Source organism: Pseudomonas sp. Irchel 3F6 (assembly GCF_900187595.1).
Lineage (GTDB): Bacteria > Pseudomonadota > Gammaproteobacteria > Pseudomonadales > Pseudomonadaceae > Aquipseudomonas > Aquipseudomonas siliginis.
Genome location: NZ_FYDP01000009.1, coordinates 229,479 through 236,447, shown reverse-complemented (window position 1 = coordinate 236,447; position 6,969 = coordinate 229,479). Strand labels below are relative to the sequence as shown.

Below are 6,969 nucleotides of genomic sequence, written 5' to 3'. Positions count from 1 at the left end.
AAGCAACATCATTTCGGCGCATTTCCTGAGCACTCCCCAATCAGTTCCCTCTCCCAAAGGGAGTGGGGGCCGACCGAGGTGTCTTGCGTTCTACATCGACCTGAAATATCGGGTCGATTGTGGATTCGCTAAAGCAACATCAGTTCGGCGCATTTCCTGAGCACTCCCCAATCAGTTCCCTCTCCCAAAGGGAGAGGGGGCCGACCGAGGTGTCTTGCGTTGTACATCGACCTGAAAGATCGGGTCGATTGTGGATTCGCTAAAGCAACATCAGTTCGGCGCATTTCCTGAGCACTCCCCAATCAGTTCCCTCTCCCCAAAGGAAGTGGGGGCCGACCGAGGTGTCTTGCGTTGTACATCGACCTGAAAGATCGGGTCGATTGTGGATTCGCTAAAGCAACATCAGTTCGGCGCATTTCCTGAGCACTCCCCAATCAGTTCCCTCTCCCTCCGGGAGAGGGCTAGGGTGAGGGGCTCTTGATTTTGCTCTCTCCACCGGTCACCTCCCTCAAATTTTTGTTGCCCGCCACGCCCCGTTTCAGTTATCAATTTGTACATGATTAGACAGGTACGATTCGACAAGAAACAACGGGTGGTCGACGAGCTCGTCCGACGCATCGAAAGCGGCCTCATGGAGGACGGCTTTCTGTTGCCCGGCGAACATCAGTTGGCTCAAGAATTCCAGGTCAGCCGTGGCACCTTGCGTGAGGCGCTGGCCGAACTGAAGCGGCGTAATTACATCGCCACCCAAAGCGGTGTCGGTTCCATCGTCACTTTCGACGGTGTCGCGCTGGATCAGCGCAGCGGCTGGGCGCAGGCATTGGCCGACAGCGGGGCGCTGATCAATACCGAAGTGTTGCGCCTCGAAGCGGTGACTCGCGCGGATCTGCTGGTGCGTTTCGGCACCGATCAATTCATCACCCTCGACCGTCGCCGGCGCGCCACCGACGGTACGCTGGTGTCTCTCGAACGATCCTTGATGCCGGCCAATGGCGGCCTGGAAAGCCTGCCCCGCGTCGGCCTGATCGACAATTCTCTGACCATCACCCTGGCCGCCTACGGCTATATCGGCGAGCGCGGCGATCAGTGGATCGGCGCCGAGCCGCTGAATGCCGAAGACGCCGAGCTGCTTGGTCGCCCGGTCGGCACGGTGTTTCTCAAAGCCCTGCGCACCACCTACGACCGGCAGAACCGTTTCATGGAACAGGTCGAAAGCCTGCTCGACCCGGTGCACTTTCGTCTGCACCTGCAATTCGGAGAATCGAAATGACCGCGCTCAACCGTGCGCTTGGCGCTTTCTATGGTCTGGCCCTGGGTGACGCGCTGGGCATGCCGACACAGTCGCTCGATCGTGAAACGATCAAGGCGCGCTTCGGCCAGATCACTGATTTGCAGGACGCAGGTCCCTTGCAACCGATCGCCGCGAACATGCCCAAAGGCTCGATCACCGATGACACCGAGCAGGCGATTCTGGTCGGCGAATTATTGGTCGAAGGTCACGGCCGCATCGAGCCGGCGGTCCTCGCCCAGCGCTTGATCGAATGGGAAGCCGAGATGCAGGCCAAAAGCTCGCAGGACTTGCTCGGCCCCTCGACCAAACGCGCCATTGAAATGATCCTCGCCGGGCATTCGCCGGAAGAAGCCGGGCGCTACGGCACCACCAATGGCGCGGCGATGCGCATCACCCCGGTGGGCATTGCCGCGAACGTGGCCGATCCGCAGCGCTTCATCGCGGCGGTCGTGCAGGCTTGCCAAGTGACGCATAACACCACGCTGGGAATTTCCAGTGCAGCAGCGGTGGCGGCGGTGGTCTCTGCTGGCATCAATGACGTCGATCTCGGCGAGGCGCTGAATCTTGGCCAGCAGATTGCCCAGCAAGCCGAAGCCCACGGGCATTGGGTTGCTGGTGGGCGCATGGCCTCGCGCATCAGTTGGGCGCGCAGTATCAGCGTCGACAGTGACAAAGCACTGCTCGCCGATCTGCTCTACGACGTGATCGGTACATCGGTGGCGTCGCAGGAGTCGGTGGTGGTCTCATTCGCCCTGGCCCAGCAAGTGGCCATCGGCGAGATGACGGCATTCGAGGCGTTGTGCATGGCCGCCAGTCTCGGCGGCGACACGGATACCATCGCGGCGATTCTCGGCGCCATGCTCGGCGCTTGCCTGGGTCTTGAGTGCTGGCCGCAGCCGATGATCGAAACGGTGAAAGTCGTTAATCAACTTGAGCTGGAACCGTTGGTGCAGGGGCTGTTGGCCTTGCGTTGACTGGCTGGCCTCTTCGCGAGCAGGCTCGCTCCCACAATTGGAATGCATTTCCTTGTGGGAGCGAGCCTGCTCGCGAAAGGGGCGGCGCATTTCTAAAGAATTCACACAGCAATGGATCGCACAGACAGGCCTCGGAAGGCCGGTTGTCTTGTCGTTTTGCATCATTGCCACAACCACAAAAAAGGCAAACAGGAGCATCTTCATGAGTTCATCAACCGCCGGGCAAAGCGTCGGGCAATTGGAAACCCGGGGCATCGAGCCGGTGCCGGAAGCCGAGTGCAACGGTCATCCGTTGCAGCTGTTCTGGGTCTGGTTTGCGGCCAATATTTCCATCCTCGGCCTGCCGCTGGGTGCCACGCTGGTGGCGTTTCGCGGGCTGGCGATCTGGCAGGCGATCATCGTCGCCATCCTCGGTGCCGCCGGTTCGTTTGCCGTGGTCGGGATCATTTCGATTGCCGGGCGGCGTGGCCGCGCGCCGAGTCTGACGCTGTCCCGGGCAATCTTCGGCGTACGCGGCAACATCGGCCCGACGCTGGTTTCGCTGATGTCGCGTCTGGGTTGGGAAACCGTCAACACCACCACCGCAGCCTTCGTCCTGCTGTCGCTGTGCTCGATCCTGTTCGGCTCGCCGGTCGAGGCGAAAAGTGCGCCGATACTGACGCTGATCTTTATCGCCATCTTCGTCCTGCTGACCTTGTCGGTGTCCGGCCTCGGCCACGCGACTTTGCTGGTGATCCAGAAGTGGGCGACCTATGTGTTCGGTGCGCTGAACATTCTCGTCGGTGGTTTCCTCTGCGCGACGATCGACTGGAGTGCGGTGTTCAACGCCACGCCAGCACCGCTGAGCGCAATGATCATCGGCATCGGCACCATGGCCGCCGGCACTGGTATCGGTTGGGCCAACGCCGGTGCGGACATGTCGCGCTATCAGCACCGCAGCGTCAAGGCTGTGCGTCTGGTGGCGTCGGCGGCGTTCGGCGCAGGGATTCCGCTGGTGCTGCTGATCACCCTCGGCGGCTTGCTCTCTGTGGGCAACAATGATCTGGCGTCGGCGACTGACCCGATCGTGGCGATCCGGGACATGTTGCCGACGTGGATGGCCGTGCCGTACCTGATCACCGCGTTCGGTGGTCTGCTGCTGTCGAACAACCTGTCGGTGTACTCCGCCGGTCTGACCACGCTGACCCTGGGCCTGAAGGTCAAACGCGTCTACGCGGTGGTGGTCGACATCGTCGCGATCTTCGTCGGCTCGATCTACTTCATGCTGATCGCCGACAGTTTCTACGGCCCGTTCATCACCTTCATTTCCCTGCTGGCAGTGCCGATCACTGCCTGGGTGGGGATCTTCGTGGTCGACCTGATTCACCGTCACTACTACAGCCCCAAAGCCCTGCTCGACGTCAGCCCGAGCAGCGCCTACTGGTATCGCGGCGGCATCGAGTGGCGCGCGTTTGGCGCCTGGGCGATCGCCATCGTCCTTGGTTTCAGCTTCACCACCATCGGCACCACGGCAGAAAACGTCTGGTTCAAGGGCTTTCTGTCCGACTCCTGGCTGGGCCACAACGGCCTCGGCTGGATCGTGACCTTCGTCGTCGCCGGTGGCATTTACCTGATACTTGGCGGTGCGAAAGATCGCCGCGCCGCGCAACCCGAGAATGCTCATGCCTAAGATGTTGCACACCGGCCAGGTCATCATCGACCTGGTCATGGCCGTGGATAAACTGCCGCAGATTGGCGGCGACGTGCTGGCGCAGTCGGCGGGGTTCGAAGCCGGTGGCGGCTTCAACGTGATGGCCGCTGCGGTGCGTAACGGTCTGCCGGTGGTTTACCTCGGTCGCCATGGCACGGGGCGTTTCGGTGACCTGGCGCGCCAAGCGATGCAGGCGGAAGGTATCTGCATCGGCATCCGCGAACCGGCCGAGCGCGACACCGGTCTGTGTGTGGCGCTGACCGATGCGTCGGCTGAACGCAGTTTCATTTCCTATATCGGCGCTGAAGGTGAGGTGACCGAAGACGATTTGAACAGTGTGGCTGCCGAGCCCGGCGATTACGTTTATCTCAGCGGTTACAGTCTGCTGCACGAGGGCAAGGCGCAGGCGTTGCTCGACTGGACGCTGGCGCTGCCGGCGTCGGTCAATGTGGTGTTCGATCCGGGGCCGTTGGTGGAGTCACCTGACGCGCCGATGATGCAGGCGTTGCTACCGCGCATCAATGTGTGGACCAGCAACAGTGTCGAGGCGCTGCGGTTTACAGGAGCTGATGAAATTGGCGCAGCAATGGATCTGCTCGCGAAGCTGCTGCCGGAAAATGTGCTGATGGTGGTGCGCGACGGGCCGCAGGGTTGCTGGATTCAGCAGCGTGGCGAGCGTCGACAAGTGCCGGGGTTTGCTGTCAAAGCAGTGGACAGCAATGGCGCCGGTGATGCGCATGCCGGGGTGTTTGTCGCTGGATTGGCGCAGGGGTTGGAGGCTCCGGAAGCGGCGCGGCGGGCCAATGCGGCGGCGGCGCTGGCGGTGACTCGCTGGGGGCCGGCGACATCGCCGGGGGCGGGTGAGGTGGATGCATTTATCCGCGAATCCTGCGGCGACTGATGCACCGCAATCGCTGGCAAGCCAGCTCCCACAGGGTCTTCGTGTGTAAGTGTAATAGTGCAACTACCCGAAAAATCTGTGGGAGCTGGCTTGCCAGCGATGAGGCCATCAGACTTAACCGGCCTTGCGCAACGCCTCGATCAGCTCCTGCTTGCGCATCGAAGAGCGTCCCGGAATATTCTTCGCTCGGGCTTCCTTCATCAAGCTATCGACAGTCTGCGTATCCTTCGAAGTCTCGCTATCGCGTGAATGGCCCTTGCGGCTAGCCACCGCACGGCGCGATGACTCTTTGCGCTCTTCCGACTTGGCACTTGCAGGCTTCTTGCGCCCTGAGCCGCCGGACTTTTCGCCACCGCCGGATTGCTTGTTCACCGTCGCCCAGGCACGCGCCTCAGCTTCATCTTTCGACACGCCCTTTTTCTCATAGCTGTCTTCGATGTGCTCGGCTTTGCGCTTCTGTTCGCTGGTGTATTTGTCTTTGCTTCCACGAGGCATGGGATTTCTCCTTGCGTCAGGATGTGCCGCGTTACGCCGAAGGCTGCGAATCACTCGAGACGAATTACCCGATCGAAGTCGAAGATCCGCAGCCCCAACCAGCGTCAGCTATCGAGTTTCTTCGCCGCTTCAACCCCGGCTGAACTGAGCTTGATCGGCAGGTTCAGCGAGTGCTCACCGGCTTCGCTGCAGGTCACATGACCATGGTGAATCAGCCCGCGATCCTGCAGGGCGGCGAGGGCGCTGGCCACGACTTTCTCGCCCCGGTAATTGTCCAGCACCTCCTTGCCCAAGCCGTTGGGATGCGCGTGCAGCAGGCGGGTGAGAACTTCTTTTTCCAGGTCTTTGTCGACGTTCATGGTTACCTCTTCATGGGAGTGAATAGGGCGCTCGCGTCGGCGAACTACTGACCGGCACCTTCGGAACCGGAGCCACCGGTGGTGGTTTTCGAGCCGACACCGGGGCCGGCATTGTCAGGCGGAGTGGCAGGAGAGTCAGGCGTGTTCATGCCACCCTGACGGCCCGGATCGCTGCCTTGTGTGCGCGGATCGGTGCCGGTGGCGGGTGGCTGATTGATCAGCGGCACGCCGGAACCATCGGTATTCATACCGGGAGCACTGTTGATGGCGGGCGCGCGTGGCGGGGTCGGATCGGTAGGGCCAGTGCCCGCTGCCGTGGACGAGGCGGCGAATACCGCAGGGCAAAGCAGGGCGCTGAAGACTAAAGCGGTCAACCTTGACGAGATCATAGGGCTTCTCCAGTGATTGGAATCCTTACACTGGGTTGGTCAGCCCTGATGACGGATTGGTGCCTGATGATCGACGAACGGTCTTCTCCGGGGTCGCGTGTCTGCTGTTCAGACGATGCCGATCTTTAGTGTTTCCATCGGTGCAAAACAGTTAACGGTCATAAGCATCCTTTCAGAACGTGCGCTATCAACTGTGGGAGCGAGCCTGCTCGCGAAGGCATTCTGTCAGTTGACTCGAGGCTGACTGGAAGGACGCATTCGCGAGCAGGCTCGCTCCCACAGGGGCAACGGCGTTCGCCCGATCGGGCAGGTCAGTATGTTTGCCATGTGACGAGCGCCGCTGCGCGCCTTAGTATGGCGCTTTAATTTGCAGACAAGGCCCGTCCATGACGATCGAAATCCGCCCGGCGACCCCCAGCGATGCGCCGCAAATCCTCGCCTTCATCACCGAACTGGCAGATTTCGAAAAGGCCCGTCACGAAGTCATCGCCAGCGTCGCCGACATCGAACGCAGCCTGTTCGGCGAAGGCGCGACCGCCCATGGCCTGATTTGCCTGCGCGACGGCTTGCCGATCGGCTTCGCGGTGTTCTTCTTCAGTTATTCAACCTGGCTGGGCAGCAACTGCCTGTACCTCGAAGACCTTTACATCACCCCCGAACAACGCGGTGGCGGCGCCGGCAAAACCCTGCTGCGCCACCTGGCGAAAATCGCCTGCGCCAACGACTGCGGCCGCTTCGAATGGAGCGTGCTGGAATGGAACACCCCAGCCATCGAATTCTACAAATCTCTCGGCGCACAACCGCAGGAGGAATGGGTGCGGTATCGCATGGATGGCAAGGTGTTGCGAGAGTTTGCTGAAGGAAATTGAC

At 61.1% G+C, this 6,969-nt stretch carries 8 protein-coding genes; 5 read left to right on the top strand and 3 right to left on the bottom strand.

Translation table 11 applies throughout. The annotated features are described in order from the left end of the window. Positions 1-556 precede the first annotated feature (556 nt). The 4 genes from CKW30_RS25355 (at position 557) to CKW30_RS25340 (ending at position 4,856) form a co-directional block, all read left to right on the top strand. Entirely contained in the window at positions 557-1,270 is a 714-nt protein-coding gene (locus tag CKW30_RS25355) for a GntR family transcriptional regulator (RefSeq protein WP_095182261.1), read from the top strand. Beyond that, entirely contained in the window at positions 1,267-2,265 is a 999-nt protein-coding gene (locus CKW30_RS25350) for an ADP-ribosylglycohydrolase family protein (RefSeq protein WP_095182260.1), read from the top strand. The genes CKW30_RS25355 and CKW30_RS25350 overlap by 4 nt, the downstream gene beginning before the upstream one ends. A gap of 202 nt (positions 2,266-2,467) precedes the next feature. Continuing rightward, positions 2,468-3,934, top strand: a complete 1,467-nt coding sequence (locus tag CKW30_RS25345; protein WP_095182259.1) for a cytosine permease — start codon at positions 2,468-2,470, stop codon at positions 3,932-3,934. Then, positions 3,927-4,856 carry a PfkB family carbohydrate kinase gene (locus CKW30_RS25340; RefSeq protein WP_095182258.1) on the top strand — a complete coding sequence of 310 codons (930 nt, stop codon included), beginning with the start codon at positions 3,927-3,929 and terminating at the stop codon, positions 4,854-4,856. Before CKW30_RS25345 ends, CKW30_RS25340 begins: the two co-directional genes overlap by 8 nt. 114 nt (positions 4,857-4,970) lie before the next feature. Here CKW30_RS25340 and CKW30_RS25335 read toward each other — a convergent pair whose 3' ends face one another. The 3 genes from CKW30_RS25335 to CKW30_RS25325 form a co-directional block, all read right to left on the bottom strand. After that, complete coding sequence (locus CKW30_RS25335) at positions 4,971-5,351, bottom strand: Rho termination factor N-terminal domain-containing protein (protein ID WP_095182257.1); 381 nt, start codon at positions 5,349-5,351, stop codon at positions 4,971-4,973. Between the two features lie 104 nt (positions 5,352-5,455). Further along, on the bottom strand, positions 5,456-5,710 hold the full coding sequence (locus CKW30_RS25330; protein ID WP_041479421.1) for a hypothetical protein: 255 nt from the start codon (positions 5,708-5,710) through the stop codon (positions 5,456-5,458). Positions 5,711-5,754: 44 nt separating this feature from the next. After that, a complete protein-coding gene (locus tag CKW30_RS25325) occupies positions 5,755-6,099 on the bottom strand; it encodes a hypothetical protein (RefSeq protein WP_041479419.1) in 345 nt (114 codons plus the stop codon). A gap of 386 nt (positions 6,100-6,485) precedes the next feature. On the opposite strand from CKW30_RS25325, the gene CKW30_RS25320 reads away from it, so the two are divergent. After that, positions 6,486-6,968, top strand: coding sequence for a GNAT family N-acetyltransferase (locus tag CKW30_RS25320; protein ID WP_056788283.1), 483 nt, complete (start codon positions 6,486-6,488; stop codon positions 6,966-6,968). Position 6,969: the final 1 nt, after the last annotated feature.